The organism is Nonomuraea rhodomycinica, assembly GCF_013363995.1.
Lineage (GTDB): Bacteria > Actinomycetota > Actinomycetes > Streptosporangiales > Streptosporangiaceae > Nonomuraea > Nonomuraea rhodomycinica.
Map to the genome: position 1 here is coordinate 197,770 of NZ_JABWGO010000007.1, position 15,936 is coordinate 213,705.

Sequence of the window (15,936 nt, forward strand, 5' to 3'; positions counted from 1 at the left end):
GGATCACTCCGTTGCGCTCGTGAACCTCTGATCGTGAACCTGGACGTCGGTGAGCATGCCGAGCGCGTCGGGCACCAGGACGGCCGCCGAATAGTGGGCGCTGACCAGGTAGGAGGTGATGGCCCGCTCGTCGATGCCGGTGCGCCGCACGCTCAGGCCGGGCAGGCGCTCGCCGGGCAGGCCGGTCTGCCGCAGCCCCACCACGCCCTGGTCGTCCTCGCCGGTGCGGAACGCGAGGATCGCGGTCGTGCCCGCCCGGCTGACCGGCAGCTTGTCGCAGGGCAGGATGGGCACCCCGCGCCAGGCCGGCAGCGCGCGCCCCTCGACGGTGACGGGCTCGGGGTGGACGCCCCGGCGGTTGCACTCGCGGCCGAACGCGGCGATCGCCGCCGGGTGGGCGAGGAAGTAGCGGGTCTTCTTGCGCCGGCTGAGCAGCTCGTCGAGGTCGTCGGGGGTGGGCGGGCCGCCGCGCGTGGGGAGGCGCTGCCGGGGATCGACGTTGTGCAGCAGCCCGAAGCCGGGGTCGTTGACCAGCGCGTGCTCCTGCGCCTCCAGGACCGCCTCGACGGTGAGCCTGAGCTGCTGCTCGGTCTGGTCCATCGGCTCGCTGAACAGGTCGGCGACCCGGGTGTGGACCCGGAGCACGGCCTGGGAGACGCTCAGCTCGTACTCGCGCGGGCCGGGGTCGTAGTCGGCGAACGTGCCGGGCAGCACCGGCTCGCCCCGGTGCCCGGCGGCCACGGCGATGGCCGCCTCGCCGTGCTTGTTGCGCGGCCTGGCCAGCTCGGCGCGGTGCCGGTCGAGCCGGGCGCGCAACGACGGCGACCGGTCGGCCAGCGCGTCGAACGCCTCCCACGGCAGGTACAGCACCGTGCAGGGCGTGCGCGCCTCCAGCGTGTACGGCCAGCGCCCCTCGGCCCCGGACGGTCCGGCCCCGGACCGCTCGGCGGCCCCGAGGCTTGCGGCCCAGGACCGCTCCGCCCCGGCGTGGTCCCCCGCCGACAGCGTCGCCCGGACCAGGGCGTCGCCGTACGGGCCGCGCTCCAGCCGGACCGCCTTGCCGTGCGCGAGCAGCACCAGGCCGTCGGCGGGCTCGCCGGCCCGCACGACGGCCTCGCCCGGCGCGTACTCCCGCTGCTCGAACAGGCCGGCCAGCCGCTCCAGGACGGCGGCGTCGTCGTACCCGCCCAGCGGCGGCAGCTCGGCCAGGCTGGGCGGGATCACCCGGACCCGCGCCCCCTCGAAGGCGAAGCCCACCCGGCCGCCGCCCACGGGATAGGTGTGCCGGCGGTTGACCCGGTAGACGGCGCCGGCCACCTCCACCCAGGGCAGGACCCGCGTCAGCCAGCGAGGCGTGATCTCGCGCGCCTGCGGCGGGGTCTTGGTCGTCGTGGCGAGCAGCCGCGCGGCCTCGGTGCCGAGGCTCTGCGGTACGGCCTCGGTGCCGAGGCTCTGCCGCGCGGCGTCCCGCTGCTGCTCCGTCAAACCGGCACCCTCCATCCTGCTAGTGCTCGTGTCCGAGCTCGACGTCCTCCAGGACGGCCAGCGCGTCGGGGACCAGGACGGCGGCGGAGTAGTAGGCGGTGACCAGGTAGGAGATGACCGCCTTCTCGTTGATGTTCATGAAGCGGACCGACAGGCCCGGCTGGTACTCGTCGGGGATGCCGGTCTGGTGCAGGCCGACGACCCCCTGGCTCTCCTGGCCGGTGCGCATGAGCATGATCGAGGTGGTGCGGGTGTCGGTGACGGGGATCTTGTTGCACGGGAAGATCGGCACGCCGCGCCAGGCCGGCACCCGGTGCCCGCCGACCTCGCTCGCCTGCGGGTAGAGGCCGCGCTTGGAGCACTCCCTGCCGATGGCGGCGATGGCCTGCGGATGGGCGAGGAAGAAGGCCGGCTCCTTCCACACCTTGGCGAGCAGCTCGTCGAGGTCGTCGGGGGTGGGCGGGCCGCTGCGGGTGCGGATGCGCTGGGAGAAGTCGGCGTTGTGCAGCAGGCCGAAGTCGCGGTTGTTGACCAGCTCGTGCTCCTGGCGCTCGCGAAGCGCTTCGATGGTGAGCCTGAGCTGCTGGTCGAGCTGGCTCATCGGCTGGTTGTACAGGTCGGAGACGCGGGTGTGGACGCGCAGGATGGTCTGGGCGACGCTCAGCTCGTACTCGCGCGGCGCGAGGTCGTAGTCGACGAACGTGCCGGGCAGCGTCGGCTCGCCGGTGTGGCCCGACGACATGTCGATCGCGGCCTCGCCGTAGTCGTTACGGGCGCGGTTCTCGACGTCGCGGATGCCGGCCAGGTGGTCGCGCAGCTCGGGGGACTGGTCGTGGATCTGCTGGAAGTCGTGCTGGGAGAGCACGAGGACGGTGCAGCTGGTGGCGGCCTTGGCGGTGAAGGAGAAGCGGCCCGGCTCGGTCAGGAGCTGCTCGCCGAGGTGGTCGCCGTCGGCCAGCACGCCCAGGGCCTGCTCGTCGCCGTAGGCGCCGTGGCCGCTCTTGGCGACCCGGCCGTGGGCGATCAGCACGAGCTGGTCGACGGGGCTGCCCTCGGTGACGATCGCCTGGCCCGCTTCGTACTCGCGCTGGATGAACCGGGCGGCCAGCGCCTCCAGCACCTCCATCTCGCAGAAGCCGCGCAGCGGGGCCAGCTCGGTGAGCTCCGCGGGGATGACCCGCACCTCGGCGCCCGTGGTGGTGAAGGTGATGCGGCCGTCGCCGAGGGTGTAGGTGAGCCGGCGGTTCACCCGGAAGACGCCTCCGGAGGTCTGCACCCAGGGCAGCAGCTTCAGCAGCCAGCGGGAGGTGATCTCCTGCATCTGGGGGACCGTCTTGGTGGTCGTCGCCAGATTGCGCGCGGCCTCGGTGCTGAGACTGAGCTGCTGGTTGTGTCCTTCGGGAGCCGACTCGAACGTTTCGGTCATACTGCACCACCAATCTTCATGGGGAACGACGCCGGTGGCCCGGCGCGGGGGGATGGAACGTTCCAGAACCCGGGGCGGGCGGCCGTGCCGGCCGCCGGTCGCCTACCGGTCGCGGTGGGCGAGCCGCTCGGCCAGCACGGCCAGCGCCTCGCGCGCCTCGGCGGTCATGGGGGCGGCCCGCAGCTCGGCGGTCGCCTCACGCACCCGCTCGGCGATCATGTCCTCCACCTCGGCGAGCGCGCCGGTGGCGACGATGATCTGGCGCAGCTCGTCGGCCTGCTCCTCGGTCAGGTCGGGGTGGCCGTGCCAGGTGCGCAGGTAGGAGCGCTGCGCGGGCGTGGCCCGCTGGACCGCGTGGGCGAACAGCACGGTGTGCTTGCCGTCGCGCAGGTCGTCGAGCGCCGACTTGCCCGTCTCGGCGGACGAGCCGAACGTGCCGAGCACGTCGTCGCGGAGCTGGAACGCCTCGCCCAGCGGCAGGCCGAAGCGGGAGTAGGACTCCAGCAGCTCCGGCGGCGCGCCGGCCAGGGCGCCGCCGATCTGCATCGGGCGCTCCACGGTGTACTTGGCCGTCTTGTAGCGGATCACGGTGAGCGACTCGGGCACGGAGGCGCCGGCGCGGAGCTGGGCCAGGATGTCGAGGTACTGGCCGCTGATGACCTCGCTGCGCATGGCGTCGAACAGGTGGTGGGCCACGCGCAGCCGGCCGGGCTCCACCCCGCAGGACGACAGCAGCGCGTCGGCCCAGGCCAGGCTGAGGGTGCCGAGCAGGATGCCGCCGGCCTGGCCGAAGGTCTCGGCGCCGGGCCCCGCGTGCAGCTGGGACAGGCGCCGGTGGACGGTCGCGTGGCCCCGGCGCAGCTCGCTGCCGTCCATGATGTCGTCGTGGATCAGCAGGCCGGCGTGGCACAGCTCCAGCGCCGCCGCCGCGCTGATGATCTCGTCGCAGTCGCCGCCGCCCGCCCCGCGCCAGCCCCAGTAGCACAGCTGCGGGCGCACCCGCTTGCCGCCGCTGAGGATGAAGTCGGTCAGCAGCTCGTACGCCGCGACCACGTCGGGGTCGGACACCGGCGCCCGCCACGCTTCGAGGAAGCCGGTCAAGCGCTGGTCAACGCGATCTCCGACCAGGTTATGAGTGAAGCCGACTGTCATGACTGAAGGCCCCTTCCGCCAAGGCCACACTACATGTAGTTATTCATCGAACACGGAGTGTGTAAAGTCTCTTCTGTGGCTCCAGGTGGCCTGAGCGCGGGCCGCGCGCCGGCCGAAGGGCTCTGAGCTGGGAGGACCCGGCGACACGCTGGCGCGCATAACTACGGAGCGCATCCGAAAGGTGTCTACTTGTAATTACACGCAGTGCGTTTCCAAACAAGTGGGGATTCCATGTCCATGCGCCGCTCACATCTGAGCCTGCTCATCGCCGCCGTGGCCGCCGCCGCAACCGCCGGTTGCGGCGGCGGCGTCACCGATTCCTCCGCCTCCAGCGGGGCGGCGTCGTCCGCGTCCGCTCCCGCCGCGCAGGCCTCCGGTCAGGACCGGGCCTGGATGCGGCAGATCCACCTGGGCGGCCTGGCCGAGCTGCACGCCGCCAAGCTGGCTCAGGACAAGGGGTCGCAGGACGTCAAGGCGCTCGGCGACACGCTCGTCAGGGACCGCGGCACCCTGGACGCGCAGCTCGTGCGCGCGGCCGAGCGGCACGGCGTCCGCCTGCCCACCGGCCTGTCGACCGCCCAGCAGAAGGAGGCCGTCGCCCTGGAGAAGGCCGGGCACGCCCGGTTCGACCGGCGCTTCGTCAAGGAGATGGCCCAGTCGCACAGGCGGGCCATCAGCTCGACCAAGCGGGAGATCAAGAAGGGCTCCGCCCCTGAGATCGTCTCGCTGGCCAAGTCCACCCTGCCGTCCCTGGAGCACCACCTGGCCATGCTGCGCGAGGCGGACAGCTCCTGATCCCGTACGGCGGCTTCCGGCCGGGGCACGGGCCGCGCCCGGCCGGAGCCGTTTGGCGGCGGGTGTGGGGGTATGGGGGTGCCGGCGGGAGGAGCAGCCATGAAGGCCGTCACGTGGCACGGGAAGCGGGACGTGCGGGTCGAGGAGGTCCCTGATCCGGCGATCAAGGAGCCGACCGACGCGATCATCAAGATCACCAGCACCGCGATCTGCGGATCCGATCTGCACCTGTACGAGGTCCTCGGGCCGTTCATGACCCAGGGCGACATCCTGGGTCACGAGCCGATGGGCGTCGTGGAGGAGGTCGGCGCCGACGTCGAGCACATCAGGCCGGGTGACCGGGTGGTCGTGCCGTTCAACATCGCGTGCGGCCACTGCCACATGTGCGGCATGAGGCTGTACGCCCAGTGCGAGACCACCCAGGTGCGCGAGCACGGCATGGGCGCCGCCCTGTTCGGCTACACGAAGCTGTACGGCCAGGTCCCCGGCGGGCAGGCGGAGTACCTCCGGGTGCCGCAGGCCCACTTCGGGCCGATCAAGGTGCCGGAGGGCCCGGCCGACGAGCGCTTCGTCTACCTGTCGGACGTCCTGCCGACGTCCTGGCAGGCCGTGGAGTACGCGGAGGTGCCAGAGGGCGGCAGCGTCACGGTTTTCGGGCTCGGCCCGATCGGCCAGATGACCGCCCGCATCGCCCGTCACCGGGGCTACCGGGTGATCGCGGTGGACGGCGTGCCGGAGCGGCTGGAGATGGCGCGCCGCCACGGGATCGAGGTGGTCGACGCGCGCGCGGCGGACGACGTGCCCGACGCGGTGCGGGGGATGACCGGCGGGCGCGGCACCGACTCCGTCATCGACGCCGTCGGCATGGAGGCGCACGGCTCGCCCGGCGCCAAGCTCGCCCAGACGCTCACCGGATACCTGCCGGACGCGGTGGCCGCGCCGCTCATGAAGCAGGCGGGCATCGACCGGCTGGTCGTGCTCAACCAGGCCATCGACACCGTGCGGCGCTGCGGCGTCATCTCCGTCATCGGCGTCTACGGCGGCATGACGGACCCGCTGCCCATGCTGCGCATGTTCGACAAGGGCGTCACGCTGCGCATGGGGCAGGCGCACGTCCGGCGCTGGATCGACGACCTCATGCCGCTGGTCACCGACGACGCCGACCCGCTGGCCGTGATGGACCTCGCCACCCACCGGCTGCCGCTGGACGAGGCGCCGCGCGGGTACGAGATCTTCCAGAAGAAGCAGGACGGCGCCATCAAGGTGCTGTTGCGGCCCTAGGGTTTCGGTCCTTTCTCCGGGGGCAGCCCGGCCGGTATGAAGGTGGTGGTGGTCGGGGCGACCGGCAACGTCGGCACGAGCGTGGTGGAGGCCCTGCGGACGGACGACCAGGTGAGGTCGGTCGTGGGCGTGGCCCGCCGGTTGCCCGGGTGGCAGCCGGAGAAGGTCGAGTGGCGCAGGGGCGACGTGGTGACCGACGATCTGACGCCGGTCTTCGAGGGCGCCGACGCGGTGGTCCATCTGGAGTGGCTGTTCCAGCCGACCAGGGACACCACCGTGACGTGGCGGGCCAATGTGCTGGGCGCCATGCGGGTCTTCCGCGCGGTGGCCGAGGCGGGGGTGCCCGCCCTGGTGTATGCCTCCTCGGTGGGCGCGTACTCGCCGGGCCCCAAGGACCGGGCGGTGGACGAGAGCTGGCCCACGCACGGCTGGCCGGGCGCCGCGTACGGCAGGGAGAAGGCGTACGTCGAGCGGGTCCTGGACGTCTTCGAGAACGACCACCCCGACATCCGCGTGGTGCGGATGCGGCCGGGGTTCATCTTCAAGCGGGAGTCCGCCACGGAGCAGCGCCGCCTGTTCGGCGGGCCGTTCGTGCCGCGCCGGCTGGTGCGGCCCGGGCTGATCCCGTTCGTGCCGGACATGCCGGGGCTGCGCTTCCAGTGCCTGCACGCCGAGGACGCGGCCGAGGCGTACCGGCTGGCGGTGGTCCGTCAGGTGAGCGGGGCGTTCAACCTGGCCGCCGAGCCGCCGCTGGACGCGGCGGCGCTGGCCCGGCTGCTGGGCGCCCGCACGGTGCCCGTCCCGCCGTTCCTGGCCAGGACCGCGATGGCGGCGGGGTGGCACCTGCGGCTGCTGCCGGCGGCGCCGGGGCTGCTGGAGATGCTGCTCCAGGTCCCGCTCATGGACGTGACGCGGGCCCGGGAGGTGCTCGGGTGGACGCCCGCGCACTCCTCGCAGGAGGCGATGGAGGCGGTCGTCGAGGGGCTGCACGAGGGCGCCGGGGCGGACACCGCCCCGCTCGCGCCCGACGAGGGCCTGGCCGGGCGGCTCAAGGAGACCACCACGGGGGTCGGCGGCCGGCCCTGAGCCACGGGTCACCCGATGATCTGGTAGGGCCGCATCATCTCGTTGTCCTCGTGTTCGAGGATGTGGCAGTGCCGGACGTACCGGCCGGGCAGGTCGAACGTCGCCTTCACCCGCGTGATCTCGCCGGGAGGCGCGATGACGGTGTCCTTGAAGCCGCGCTCCCATGGCTCCGGGGGCCGCGGGGCCGCCGTCGAACGGTGGATGGGATGGGCGTCCGCCGTGAAGGTGTACAGCTCCCAGACCTCGGTGGGGTCCAGGGCCGGATTCTCGGTGACCGGGTCGCCCCACAACAGGGGGTTCGGGACGCCGTTCTTCACGGTGCCGAGCTGGACGACGACGGGACTTACGTCCGGGAAGTCGGCCGAGCCCTGCTCGGTGAGCGAGAGCCGCCGGTGGCGGGTCGCCGGGCCGAGCGGGTGGAGCTGCGGCAGGGTCAGCTCTCGTCCGGCGTCCAGGCCGCGACCAGGGCGAGGAGGCCGGGGAAGCGGGCTTCGAGGTCGGCGACGCGTACGTGGCTGCGCCGCTCCAGGCCGTACTGCCGCTGCCGGGTGACGCCCGCCTCGCGCAGCGCCTTGAAGTGGTGGGTCAGGGAGGACTTGGGGCGGTCGAGGCCGAACCAGCCGCAGGTGTGGTCGAACGCCTCCGACTCCAGCAGCAGCTTGCGCACGATGGTCAGGCGCAGCGGGTCGCTCAGCGCGCCGAGGACGGTCTCCAGCCGCAGGTCCTCGACCGCCGGCTCGGGCAGCGGCTCGGGCAGTCCGGCGGGCTCCGGCAGCGTCCTGATGGCGGGCCCCGGACGCGTCGTGGAAGGCATGTGCGGCTCCTCGTTCCGGTTGTCGGTTGTACGAGTCCGATCGTACTGCATGCTAAGTTCGATTCTGTTCGTACTGTGTCGGCCGGAAGGAGCCGCCATGTCCATGAGTCGAGCGATGCCCGTGAGAGCGCCGGCGGAGCGCCCGGGGACGGCCGCCGCGGCGGTTCCCACCCGCTGGGTCTGGCTGGCGGCCTGGCCGGTCACCGCGGTCTTCGTGCTGTCCAACGCGGCCACTCCGCTGTACGTGCTGTGGCAGCGCGACATCGGGTTCTCCAAGGGCACCCTGACCGTGGTCTTCGCCTCCTACATCGTCGGGCTGATCGGCTCGCTGCTCGTCTCGGGAGTGCTGTCCGACCGGCTCGGGCGCAAGCCCGTGCTCCTGCCCGCGCTCGGGCTCGCCCTCGCGGCCTGCCTGGTCTTCGCGACGGCGGGCAGCGTGGCCGCGCTGATCGTGGCCCGGCTGTTCACCGGCGTCGCGGTCGGAGCGGTGGTCTCCGGCGGCATGGCCGCCGTGTCGGACGTGGCCGGTCCCGCCCGCTCACGGCTCGGGGCCCTGCTGGCGTCCTGCGCCATGGTCTTCGGCGCGGGGCTGGGCCCGCTCCTGTCGGGAGTGCTGTCCGAGGCTCTGCCGGCGCCCACCGTGACCGTCTTCGCCGTGGAGGCGGCGCTGCTGGCGACCGCCGTCGCGGTCGTGCTCCGTATGCCGGTCCGCCGTCCGGCCGTGCCGGCCCAGGGCGCCAAGGGGCGCGCGCGGGCGGCGGGCTCCTGGGTGCGGGTGCCCGCCGTGCCGCGCGGCAACGGCCGTCACCTGGCCCTGGGGGTCGCCGTGTTCGCGCCGGGCATCACGGCGACCTCGTTCGTGCTGTCGCTCGGCCCCTCGCTGCTCGCCGGGCTGCTGGACGGCACCAACCGGATCGTCCCGGGGGTCATGGCGTTCGCGATGTTCCTGGCCTCGACGGGAGTGCAGTTCGCGGTCCAGAGGCTGCGCCGCGGCGCGATCCTGATCGCCGGGGCGGCCTCCACCGCCCTCGCCATGGTCGCGCTCGTCATTGCCGTGCGGGTCGCGTCGGTCGAGGCCCTCGCCGTCGCGGCGCTGCTGGCCGGCGCCGGTCAGGGCATGGGGCAGCTCGGGGGGCTGTCCCTGCTCAACTCCACCGTCCCGGCGGGGCGGCTGGCCGAGGCGAACGCGGCGCTCAACGTCGGCGGGTACGTCCTGGCCGGCCTGCTGCCGGTGTCGGCCGGTTACCTCAGCGACGCCATCGGCCTGACCGGCGGCGCGACCCTCTTCGGCGCCGTGCTGATGGGGCTCGCCGTCACCGGCGGCCTGGTGGTGGTGCTGGGCCGCCGGTGGGTGCCGGAGCCCAGGTGACCTGTCGGAATCATCCTTTTGCAGATAATCCACAGCTGGACGACTTGGGTAGGCTGGGAGCATGACCGCGATGGCGCCCGCGCGCACCGAGACCGACCTGTCCTTCCTGCTCGACCACACCAGCCACGTGCTGCGCACCCGGATGGCGGCGGCCCTGGCCGAGATCGGGCTGACGGCGCGCATGCACTGCGTGCTGGTCCACGCGCTGGAGGAGGAGCGCACCCAGATCCAGCTCGCCGAGCTGGGCGACATGGACAAGACCACGATGGTGGTGACCGTGGACGCGCTGGAGAAGGCCGGGTATGCCGAGCGCCGCCCGTCCAGCACCGACCGGCGGGCGCGGATCATCGCGGTGACGGAGGCGGGCGCGGCCGTGGCCCGGCGCAGCCAGGAGATCGTGGACGGCGTGCACCGGGAGGCGCTGCGCGCGCTGCCCGAGGACGAGCGCGAGGTCATGGTGCGCGCCCTGAACCGCCTGGTGAGCGGGCATCTCGCCGAGCCCGCGGAGGGGCCGCAGCCGGCCCGCCGGGCGCGGGAGCGGGCGAAGTAGGCGAGAAGTAGGTCCGAAGAGGATCGTCTATTACGGAACTATCTGCTACGGTCTCTCTTGTCGAACTGAGACAGGAGAGACCATGTCGTACGTGCGCAATTCGCGCTGGACCGCGCTGGGCGTGTTGTCCGCCACCGGACTGATGACCATCCTCGACGGCAGCATCGTGACGGTGGCGATGCCGGCCATCCAGCACGACCTCGGCTTCTCGCCCGCCGGGCTGAGCTGGATCGTCAACGCCTACCTGATCCCCTTCGGCGGCCTGCTCCTCCTGGCGGGCAGGCTGGGTGACCTGGTCGGGCGCCGGACGATGTTCCTGGCCGGCAACGCGATCTTCACGGCCGCATCCCTGCTGGCGGGCGCGGCCACCGGCCCCGGCGTGCTGATCGCCGCCCGGTTCCTGCAGGGCGTCGGGAGCGCGCTGGCCTCGGCCGTGGTCCTGGGCATCCTGGTGACGCTGTTCAGCGAGCCCGCGCAGCGGGCCAAGGCGATCGCGATCTTCAGCTTCACCGGGGCGGCCGGCGCCTCGATCGGCCAGGTCCTGGGCGGCGTGCTCACCGACGGCCTGAGCTGGCCGTGGATCTTCCTCATCAACGTGCCGATCGGGGCGGTCACCGTCGCGCTGGCGCTGCTGGTGCTGCCCGCCGACCGTGGGGCCGGTCTCGCGGCGGGCGCCGACGTCGTCGGCGCCGCGCTGGTGACCGGCGGCCTGATGCTGGGCATCTACACGGTCGTCAGGGTCGAGGAGTACGGCTGGCTCGCCGCCCACACGCTGGGCCTCGGCGCGGTGTCGCTGGCCCTGCTCGCCGCCTTCGTCGTCCGGCAGGCCACGGCCAGGACCCCGCTCATGCCGCTGCGGATCCTGCGCTCGCGCAACGTGACCGGCGCCAACCTCGCCCAGATGCTGACCCTGTCGGGGATGTTCGCCTTCCAGGTGCTGGTCGCCCTCTACATGCAGCGGGTCCTCGGCTACGGGGCGCTGGACACCGGCCTCGCCATGCTCCCGGCCGCGGTCGGCATCGGCGCGATCTCCCTGTTCGTCTCGGCCCGCCTCAGCGCCCGCTTCGGCGCCCGCGCCGTCCTGCTGTCCGGTCTGGTGCTGCTGATCGCCGCGATGCTCCTGCTCACCCGGGTCTCGGTGGACGCGGGCTACCTCACCCACCTGCTCCCGGTGATGGTGCTGATCTCGGGCGGCGGGCTGGTGCTGCCGGCGCTGGCCACGCTGGGCATGTCCGGCGCGCGGGAGAGCGACGCCGGGCTGGCCTCCGGGCTGTTCAACACCACCCAGCAGGTCGGCATGGCCATCGGCGTGGCGGTGCTGTCCACGATGGCCGCCTCGCGCACGGGCGAGCTGCTGGCCGCCGGGGCGGGCCAGGCGGCCGCGCTGACCGGCGGGTACCGGCTGGCCTTCGGCATCTCGGCCGGGTTGCTGGTCGCGGCGTTCGCCGTGGGGCTCCTGGTCCTGCGCCGGCCCGCCCCGGACGCGGCCCGGCCCGCTCAGGAGGACGGCGCGGCGGTGGCGGAGCCCTCCCTGAGCTCCTGATCAGGGCGCGAGGCGAGGGCGCGAGGTGATCGCCCGGGCCCTCCCGGCCCGGGCCGGCCCGTCCGGAGGGTCAGGCGACGTCGCTGCTCGTGCCGGTGGCCGGGCGCCGCGGGGGCTCGGGGGAGCTGAGGACGGCGGTGAGCGCCTCCTGGACCGTGGCGTGGACGGGCAGGTGCTCGCCGACACGGGTGATCTCGACCAGGCGGGCCGGCATCGGCTGCAGCGCCGCCAGCCGCACGCTCCCGCCGTGCTCCTCCGCGTCGAGGTAGGCGTTGAGCAGCGTGCGCAGCCCCGCGCTGTCCATGAACCGCACCTCGGTCAGGTCGAACACGAGATGATCGCCGGGCCGGCGGCGCGACTTGGCGATGAACGACTCCACCCGGGCGGCGTTGGCCGAGTCGATCTCGCCGCCCACGACCATCACGGTGGCTCCCGGCAGGTGCCGGCAGGCCAAGGTCAGCCGGGACATCAGGGCACCAGCCGGCCGCTGGGTCGAACGGCGCACGTCGCCATGAGCCGACGATATCCCGCCGGGCCCCCGCCGACCGGGCCGGAGATCCCGGCATTCGCATCACGAATATCGCGGCGCGTCTGCCGGCCCTCGCGAATTGGCTGTGCCGTGCCTCCGGGACCGGCGTCAGGCGTCGGCCGTGATGGCGGCCCGGGCCTGCTCGGCGTCGGGATAGAGGTTGAACGCCTGGGACAGCCCGGTCATGTGGAAGACGCGTTCCAGCCGGCTGGTCAGCCCGGCCAGCGCGATCGACCCCCCGCGTTCCAGGATGAGCTTGCGGAAGACCAGGAAGAGGCGGATGCCGGTGGAGTCGCAGAAGTCCAGCCCGCTGAGGTCGAGCACCAGGTGACGGTGCTCGGGCCGGAGGGTGCTCTCCATGTCGGCCCGGAGCTGGGCCGCGCTGATGTAGTCGAGCTCACCGGCCAGGGCCAGGACGCATGTGCCCGTGGCCGGGTCGGCGGAGATCTGCGTCAGGTGAACGGGTGTGGTCACCGCGAGTGCCTTTTCACGATCGGAGGAACGGTCATGGACAGGATGGCCGTGTCGTCGGTCAATCCGGGCCCGAACGCGGACAGAGTCTCCTCCAGCCGCGTCACCACCGCCTGGGCGGGTTGTCCGGCCAGGCCGGCGGCCAGGCTTCGCAGGCGGTCCTCACCGTACATGTGGCCGGCCGGTGTGCGGGCTTCGGTGAGGCCGTCGGTGTAGAGCAGCATGCCGTCGCCGGGGAGCAGCGTGGTCTCGGCGACGGCGAAGCGCGCCTCCTGCAGCAGCCCGACGAGCATGCCGCCCTCGGTGCGCAGCGCCTCGACGTCGCCCCCGGCGCGGACGACCAGCGCCGGAGGGTGTCCGCCCCCGGCGACCTTGACGCGCGTGCCCTCGTCGGTCGGCGTGAGCACGCCGTACAGGACCGTGCAGTAGCACGGGTCGGCGCCCAGGAACTCGTCCATGAGCACCATGTTGAGGTTGGCCAGCACGGCCTCGGGGTCGCCGGCGTAGACGGCGGCGGCGCGCAGGGTGTGCCGGGCCAGGGCGGTCACGACGGCCGCGTCGGCGCCCTTGCCGCACACGTCGCCGAGGAAGAACGCCCAGTTGTGCTCGTCGAGACGGAACACGTCGAAGAAGTCGCCGCCCACCTGGTCGGCGGAGGCGACGTGGTAGTGCGTGGCGATGTCCAGCCCGGGGACCTTCGGCGGGGAGGGCGGGAGCAGCACCTTGCGCAGCGTGGAGGTGAGCAGTTCCAGCCGGCCGCGCTCGGCCTCGGCCTGCTGGCGCAGGCGGCGTTCGAGCGTGAGGGCGGCGCGGGCGGACAGCCGCGTCTCCAGCTGGGTGGCCACCAGGGCGGCCAGGTCGGTCAGCGTGTGCAGTCCGGCTTCGTCCACCTCGCGCGGCTCGACGTCCATGACGTTGACCGTGCCCAGGCGGTGGCCGTCGGCCGTGACGATCGGCGCGGCGGCGTAGAACCGCACATGGGGCTCGTCACGGACCAGCGGGTGGTCGCACGCCTCCGGGTGGGTGAGCGTGTCGGCCACCACGTACGGTTCCGACTCCAGGATCGCGGAGACGCACAGGCCGGGGTCGGGCGCGAGGTCGTGCGGGACCCCCGCCAGCCCCGTGTGGGCCTTGATCCAGACCCGCTCGTCCTCGACGAACGTCACGGACGCGATCGGCGCGCCGAAGGCGCGGGCCGCGAGCGCGACGACCCGGTCGAACGCCCCCTCGGGCGGGGTGTCGAGGACCTGGTACCGGCGCAGCGCTTCCAGCCGCGCGGCCTCGGCGCCAGGATCGATCAGCGTTGCCGTCATGTGGTCGCGTCACCGTTTCTCTTTCGAGGACGCACGAAGTTTACTTGTCAAGCTTCTCTGCTCCCGCCGGATTTACTACAAAACCCCCAATACCCCCAACATTCCCAAAAGATCCCGCGTGAAGACGGATCGCCGGTTCGACGGAGTACCAATGTGACCCCGTCGAAGGGACCCAGCCGGATGACCGCTCCACCCGGAGTACCCGTGAGAGCCGACGACGCCGCGCTCATCGAGGAGTCGTGGCGGCGTCCCGACGCGTTCGCGGTGCTCTACGACCGCTACTTCGGCGACGTCTACCGGTACGTCGCCGGGCGGGTCGGCACGCAGGTCGCCGACGATCTCGCCGCCGAGACGTTCGTCGTGGCCTACGGCAAGCGCGCGACGTTCGACCCCGGGCGCGGAGCCGTGCGCGCCTGGCTCTTCGGGATCGCCACCAACCTCGTGGCCCAGCACCGGAGGAGCGAGACCCGCAGGCTGGAGGCGTTGCGGCGGACGCCGGCCGAGGACGGCACGGACGGCGGGCACGAGGACCGGGTGGCCGCCAGGCTCCTCGCGGCGGGCGCGCGGGGGCGGCTCGCCGCGGAGCTGCGGCGGCTGCCCGACCACGACAGGGACGTGCTGCTCCTCGTCGCCCTGGCGGACCTCAACTACGAGGAGGTCGCGCAGGCCCTGGACATCCCGTCCGGCACCGTCGGATCCCGGCTCAACCGGGTCCGCAGGAAGCTGCGCGCGGCCCTCGGCGGCGCCGACCCGGCGATCGGAGCAACCGATGACTGACCTGAACGGGCGTCCCTTCCCCGGCCTGCCGGACGACCGGACGGACCTCGACGCGGTGCGCGCCCTCCTCGGCTCGCCCGAGCCGTCGCTGGAGACCGTCGTGGACGGCCGGGCCCGCCTGCTCGCGGCGCTGGCCCGGGACACCGGCGACACCGTCGGCGACACCGGCCCACTCGCCGACGCCGGTCCCTACGCCGGCGTCGGTGCCGGGGATGCGGCGCCGGCGGAGATCCGGGAGGAGCCCGTCCCGCTCCGGGCCGTGCACGACCACGCGCCCCGTACGGCCGGGCGGATGAGGAGGCGGCTGGCCACCGCGGGGGCGGGGCTGGCTGCGGCGGCGACGATCCTGGTGGCGGCGGTCGTCGCCGCGCCCGGCGGTCCGGTCACCTCGACGGGGCCCGGCGCGCCCGCCACCACCGCGCAGGACCCGCCCAGCGCCTCCTCGACGACCTCGGCGGGCGCCGGGAAGGCCCGCGCGGTGCTGCTCGCCGCCGCCGACGCGGTCGCCGGGCAGCCCGCCGGCCAGGGCGCCTACTGGCGGACGACGACGGTCACCTGGTGGCAGACACCCACGGGCGACGGCGCGTACGTTCTTGAGCTGGGCCTGTCGGAGGAGATGTGGCTGGCCCGCCGTCCGGGGGACAAGAGCTGGCGGATCAAGCGCCCCCTCGGCGCGAAGCCCGCCACGGCGAGCGACGAGGCGGCCTGGCGGAAGGCCGGATCGCCGTCCTCCTGGAACATGGGGCCCTCCGGGGCGCCGGCCGCGGACGTGGTCGAGGCGAAGCCCGGCGAGCCGGTCGTCTCCGAGCTGCGCGGCACGTGGCGGGGCTCCGGGGGAGACCTGGCGAAGCAGTCGCTGTCCTGGGACGACCTGGCGGCGATCCCCGGCGACGTCGACGGACTGCGGGCGTACCTGACGAGGCTCGTCACCGAGACCGGCGCCAAGGGCTCCGCCGACGATCCGGAGAAGCTGCGCGACCTGCTGGGGGAGGCCGCCGTGCGGATCGCCGCCGATCTCCCGGTGACGCCGCGGGTGCGCGCGTCGGCCTTCCGGCTGCTCGCGACCATGCCCGGAGTGCGCGCCGAGGGCCAGGCCACCGACCGGCTCGGCCGCGAGGGCCAGGCGATCGTCTACCGCTCGGACGGCCGGGTGAAGGCGCGGATCGTGGTGGACCCCCGCACCGGCCGGACGCTGGCCAGGCAGACGACGACCCTGGACACGGCCCGCGACGGCGGCGAGATCCCGCTGCACGCCGAGACCGCCTACGAGCGGATCGGCTGGACCGACCAGCGGCCCCCCGGGCGGCGGTGACGGGAGAGGTTTCCGTGGCCCGGCCCGGGAAAG

16 protein-coding genes are annotated in these 15,936 nt (G+C 73.3%); 8 read left to right on the forward strand and 8 right to left on the reverse strand.

Features of this window, described 5'->3' with window-relative positions:
• Positions 1-3: 3 nt before the first annotated feature.
• The 3 genes from HT134_RS27100 to HT134_RS27110 all read right to left on the reverse strand — a co-directional run bounded on the left by HT134_RS27100 (position 4) and on the right by HT134_RS27110 (position 4,012).
• The gene (locus tag HT134_RS27100; protein WP_246365513.1) at positions 4-1,485 is read right to left on the reverse strand and encodes a family 2B encapsulin nanocompartment shell protein; all 1,482 of its coding nucleotides are present in this window, start codon (positions 1,483-1,485) and stop codon (positions 4-6) included.
• A gap of 19 nt (positions 1,486-1,504) precedes the next feature.
• Positions 1,505-2,911, reverse strand: a complete 1,407-nt coding sequence (locus HT134_RS27105) for a family 2B encapsulin nanocompartment shell protein (RefSeq protein WP_175603281.1) — start codon at positions 2,909-2,911, stop codon at positions 1,505-1,507.
• Positions 2,912-3,013: 102 nt separating this feature from the next.
• On the reverse strand, positions 3,014-4,012 hold the full coding sequence (locus tag HT134_RS27110) for a polyprenyl synthetase family protein (RefSeq protein WP_175603282.1): 999 nt from the start codon (positions 4,010-4,012) through the stop codon (positions 3,014-3,016).
• 288 nt (positions 4,013-4,300) lie between these two features.
• Between HT134_RS27110 and HT134_RS27115 the strand changes: the two genes are divergently transcribed.
• The 3 genes from HT134_RS27115 to HT134_RS27125 all read left to right on the forward strand — a co-directional run bounded on the left by HT134_RS27115 (position 4,301) and on the right by HT134_RS27125 (position 7,225).
• Positions 4,301-4,858, forward strand: a complete 558-nt coding sequence (locus HT134_RS27115) for a DUF4142 domain-containing protein (RefSeq protein ID WP_175603283.1) — start codon at positions 4,301-4,303, stop codon at positions 4,856-4,858.
• A gap of 99 nt (positions 4,859-4,957) precedes the next feature.
• A complete protein-coding gene (locus HT134_RS27120; RefSeq protein WP_175603284.1) occupies positions 4,958-6,139 on the forward strand; it encodes a zinc-dependent alcohol dehydrogenase in 1,182 nt (393 codons plus the stop codon).
• A 36-nt stretch (positions 6,140-6,175) separates the two neighbouring features.
• Positions 6,176-7,225 carry an NAD-dependent epimerase/dehydratase family protein gene (locus HT134_RS27125; protein ID WP_175603285.1) on the forward strand — a complete coding sequence of 350 codons (1,050 nt, stop codon included), beginning with the start codon at positions 6,176-6,178 and terminating at the stop codon, positions 7,223-7,225.
• A gap of 8 nt (positions 7,226-7,233) precedes the next feature.
• Here the strand turns inward: HT134_RS27125 and HT134_RS46005 are convergent, their stop codons facing one another.
• Together HT134_RS46005 and HT134_RS27135 are read right to left on the reverse strand one after the other, a co-directional pair.
• Positions 7,234-7,542 carry a multicopper oxidase domain-containing protein gene (locus HT134_RS46005; protein WP_312888464.1) on the reverse strand — a complete coding sequence of 103 codons (309 nt, stop codon included), beginning with the start codon at positions 7,540-7,542 and terminating at the stop codon, positions 7,234-7,236.
• Positions 7,543-7,658: 116 nt separating this feature from the next.
• A complete protein-coding gene (locus tag HT134_RS27135) occupies positions 7,659-8,039 on the reverse strand; it encodes an ArsR/SmtB family transcription factor (RefSeq protein ID WP_175603286.1) in 381 nt (126 codons plus the stop codon).
• 97 nt (positions 8,040-8,136) lie between these two features.
• Here HT134_RS27135 and HT134_RS27140 point away from each other — a divergent pair, with 97 nt between their 5' ends.
• The 3 genes from HT134_RS27140 (at position 8,137) to HT134_RS27150 (ending at position 11,501) form a co-directional block, all read left to right on the forward strand.
• On the forward strand, positions 8,137-9,408 hold the full coding sequence (locus HT134_RS27140) for an MFS transporter (RefSeq protein WP_246365515.1): 1,272 nt from the start codon (positions 8,137-8,139) through the stop codon (positions 9,406-9,408).
• A gap of 61 nt (positions 9,409-9,469) precedes the next feature.
• On the forward strand, positions 9,470-9,958 hold the full coding sequence (locus HT134_RS27145) for a MarR family winged helix-turn-helix transcriptional regulator (RefSeq protein ID WP_175603287.1): 489 nt from the start codon (positions 9,470-9,472) through the stop codon (positions 9,956-9,958).
• Between the two features lie 82 nt (positions 9,959-10,040).
• On the forward strand, positions 10,041-11,501 hold the full coding sequence (locus HT134_RS27150; protein ID WP_175603288.1) for an MFS transporter: 1,461 nt from the start codon (positions 10,041-10,043) through the stop codon (positions 11,499-11,501).
• Positions 11,502-11,571: 70 nt separating this feature from the next.
• On the opposite strand, the gene HT134_RS27155 is transcribed toward HT134_RS27150, so the two are convergent.
• The 3 genes from HT134_RS27155 to HT134_RS27165 all read right to left on the reverse strand — a co-directional run bounded on the left by HT134_RS27155 (position 11,572) and on the right by HT134_RS27165 (position 13,814).
• A complete protein-coding gene (locus HT134_RS27155) occupies positions 11,572-11,970 on the reverse strand; it encodes an STAS domain-containing protein (protein ID WP_175603289.1) in 399 nt (132 codons plus the stop codon).
• A gap of 168 nt (positions 11,971-12,138) precedes the next feature.
• On the reverse strand, positions 12,139-12,504 hold the full coding sequence (locus tag HT134_RS27160) for an STAS domain-containing protein (RefSeq protein ID WP_175603290.1): 366 nt from the start codon (positions 12,502-12,504) through the stop codon (positions 12,139-12,141).
• Entirely contained in the window at positions 12,501-13,814 is a 1,314-nt protein-coding gene (locus HT134_RS27165; RefSeq protein WP_175603291.1) for a PP2C family protein-serine/threonine phosphatase, read from the reverse strand. The genes HT134_RS27160 and HT134_RS27165 overlap by 4 nt, the downstream gene beginning before the upstream one ends.
• A gap of 204 nt (positions 13,815-14,018) precedes the next feature.
• Between HT134_RS27165 and HT134_RS27170 the strand changes: the two genes are divergently transcribed.
• Together HT134_RS27170 and HT134_RS27175 are read left to right on the forward strand one after the other, a co-directional pair.
• Positions 14,019-14,591 (forward strand): RNA polymerase sigma factor, encoded by a 573-nt coding sequence (locus HT134_RS27170; RefSeq protein WP_312888465.1) that lies wholly within the window; start codon positions 14,019-14,021, stop codon positions 14,589-14,591.
• A complete protein-coding gene (locus HT134_RS27175) occupies positions 14,584-15,903 on the forward strand; it encodes a CU044_5270 family protein (RefSeq protein WP_175603293.1) in 1,320 nt (439 codons plus the stop codon). The genes HT134_RS27170 and HT134_RS27175 overlap by 8 nt, the downstream gene beginning before the upstream one ends.
• Positions 15,904-15,936 lie beyond the last annotated feature (33 nt).